This window comes from Ferrovum sp. (assembly GCF_027317285.1).
Classification (GTDB): domain Bacteria; phylum Pseudomonadota; class Gammaproteobacteria; order Burkholderiales; family Ferrovaceae; genus Ferrovum.
The window spans coordinates 1-2,514 of record NZ_DAHVHV010000105.1; the positions used below are offsets into that span (position 1 = coordinate 1).

4 protein-coding genes and 1 riboswitch are annotated in these 2,514 nt (G+C 51.6%); all 4 genes read right to left on the reverse strand.

All coding sequences use genetic code 11. From position 1 onward, the window contains the following. A partial coding sequence (locus tag M6F29_RS11635) for a sensor domain-containing diguanylate cyclase (RefSeq protein WP_298160072.1) occupies nt 1-1,189 on the reverse strand: 1,189 nt, incomplete at its 3' end. Between the two features lie 11 nt (nt 1,190-1,200). Continuing rightward, entirely contained in the window at nt 1,201-1,395 is a 195-nt protein-coding gene (locus M6F29_RS11640) for a hypothetical protein (RefSeq protein ID WP_298160074.1), read from the reverse strand. A gap of 405 nt (nt 1,396-1,800) precedes the next feature. Next, nucleotides 1,801-1,881, forward strand: a riboswitch (cyclic di-GMP riboswitch). A gap of 284 nt (nt 1,882-2,165) precedes the next feature. After that, nucleotides 2,166-2,411 carry a hypothetical protein gene (locus M6F29_RS11645; RefSeq protein ID WP_298160076.1) on the reverse strand — a complete coding sequence of 82 codons (246 nt, stop codon included), beginning with the start codon at nt 2,409-2,411 and terminating at the stop codon, nt 2,166-2,168. Beyond that, a partial coding sequence (locus M6F29_RS11650) for an ATP-binding protein (protein ID WP_298160079.1) occupies nt 2,404-2,514 on the reverse strand: 111 nt, incomplete at its 5' end. The genes M6F29_RS11650 and M6F29_RS11645, both read right to left, overlap by 8 nt.

The following is a 2,514-nucleotide window of genomic DNA, read 5'->3' on the forward strand; positions in this document are numbered from 1 at the left end:
TGCCAATACTTGGTGTGATATGACGGCTATGATTGGCGAGTTGGTAGGGTTGATTGAGAATGGCCAGAATTTTTCTGCCAAAGGCTCCAACTTGGAATTCGGCTTCCTGCTCGCGCTCGCTTAATTTTTCAAGAATGATCACAAACTCGTCGCCCCCCATACGGGCGACGGTATCTTCCTGCCGCATACAGGCGGTGAGTCGTTGAGCAGCCTCTCTCAGCAGCAAGTCACCGACGTCATGGCCAAGCGTGTCGTTCAGCGTTTTGAAATTGTCCAGATCAATAAAAATCAGCGCATTGTTCAGGCCGCTGCGGGCACTGGTGGCCAGTGAGCGCTGCAGCCGGTCGATGAGGAGCCGGCGGTTGGGCAGGCCGGTCAGAGAATCGTAGAACGCCATTTCGTTTACCTTCTGACGTTCCATATTCAACTCGGAGATATCGCGTCCCACACCCATGACCGTAACAATTGAGCCGGATGAATCATGCTCGGCCGTCAATCGGATATGAGTGCAGAATTTCTTTCCGGTATGGCTTGTCAGATTCAGTTCGAACTCAACGTCCCGACCGGTTTCAAACACCTCACGGATCTTGCTTTCAAAAACAATGTAATCCTGACCTCCGGGAAACTCCGAAGGTTTTTTCCCCAGCAAGGCGTTTGTACCGCCCTCCGTCAGTGCGGATAATGCCGGATTGACATAAATACGACGGCACTCACGATCATAGCGTGCGATGGTATCAGGGGAGTTTTCGACCAATGTACGCCATACCTGCCCACGAACAGCAAGCATTTCCTCATTCCGCTTTCTGTCATCGATATTGAACGTCACGCCGATGAAACGTCTGCCACCATTATCACCCTCGCGATCCATGATTTTGCCGTAGTTGGCATACCAGACCCATGCCCCGCTCTTGGAACGAACCCTGAATTCACAACGGTATTGCGTTTCAATTCCCTCCAGATGATTATTGATGGCGGTCCTGATCAGCGGGACGTCTTCGGGATGGACGATTTTAAAAATATCGTCCATATAGGAGAGCGATTCTTCTTCACCATAACCGAGTTCAGCGAAAATTTTTCTTGCCTTGCGGGTTACGTCACCGGTAACCAGATCATTTTCCCAAAGATCCAAACCAGCAGCTTCCAGGGCGAGTTCCAGACGTTCCTTGTTGGCATCCTGTTCAGTAGTCACGCCTCTGTGCCTCAAACAGGGTAAGGAAGTGCGCCGGCATAGCCGATATTGCGCAGCAATCCGGCGAATGATGCCATGACGCCAGCGGCATTGCAGAGTTTGGAAGCAGCCTCGACCTTGATGATACTGACAGCACGGCCCGTGCTCCTGCCCGAATCAAAATACAGGTATTGAAAATCGGGGATTCCGAATCTGTAAATTGACATGATCTTTACTGGTTCGTTGTTTACTTAACATTGGGTAATGATGATGCATTCCGCTTGATATTATGTTACAAGTCACGAAGGATTGCTTTGCCTCTTGCTTCCGTCCATTCTGGCCCTGACATACTCCCGGAGAGCGACACTCCCATTGGCGAAGAGCGCCAGCAAGAGGCAATTATCCCCATGACTGATGGTTCCGGGGGAAGGCCGGCGAGGGCGGCCCAGCACGTTTTGCCAAGGATGAAAAGCCCGAATAACGTGGACTGAGTGTGGTTCGCGGCAGACAGGCAGCGTTGCAGCAATTTGCCGACATGTTTCCCTCCCCCTTGGTGAGCGACTTTCATATTGGCCTGGGTTATTGCGGCAATTTTTTGACCTTGTTTTTGTGTTGGTAAAGAATTAGAATCGGTAGTCACTTGGCAAACATACCGAAAGGTATGGACGCAAAGTCTCCGGCCTAAGGGAAACTATGGTAGCGGGATTGCGCAGGGGGGGACTTCCCCATGCCTGTTTTCTCCTCTGTCTGAACACTTCCTTTATCCTGATTATGTCTCTATCTCAGTGCGCATCATCAGTTTCTTTCCAGAACAAGGAGTTGCACTCGTGAGCGCCACGGCAAGTCTTGGCACCATAGCTGCCAGGTCGAATCTTCGATTGAATCGATACTGCGACTCTGCCAGGTATCGACCGGTGTCACCAGCAGTCCGAATTTCCCATAAAACAGCAGGATGAAATTCCCGAAGGCAAGTCTGGGGTATTGGATCATTTTTTGATCAGAATGTGGACTGGCTGGTGAAGAGGTCGAGTTGTTCTGGATCCGAGTGATGGGTGTCGGGAATCGTGGGGTTGTGGTAGCGGCGAATTTGGGCGAAGCGAGCACCCTCGAAGAAGAAGGCCAATTCGCTGAGGAATTCGGCGATCTGAGCGCAGGCTTCGTCGGACATGGGTCCGTGGAGCAGAAGGTTCCAGGGGTCGGCGGCTGGTGTTATGGTGGGGGTGGATTTTTTCTGTTTAGTCATGGGGGTCATCCCTCGTGCGGTAACTTTTGCCATCGATGACAATGGTCTCGGCATGGTGCAAGAGACGGTCCAGAAGTGCGGAGGTCAGGGTGCTGTCGTTATT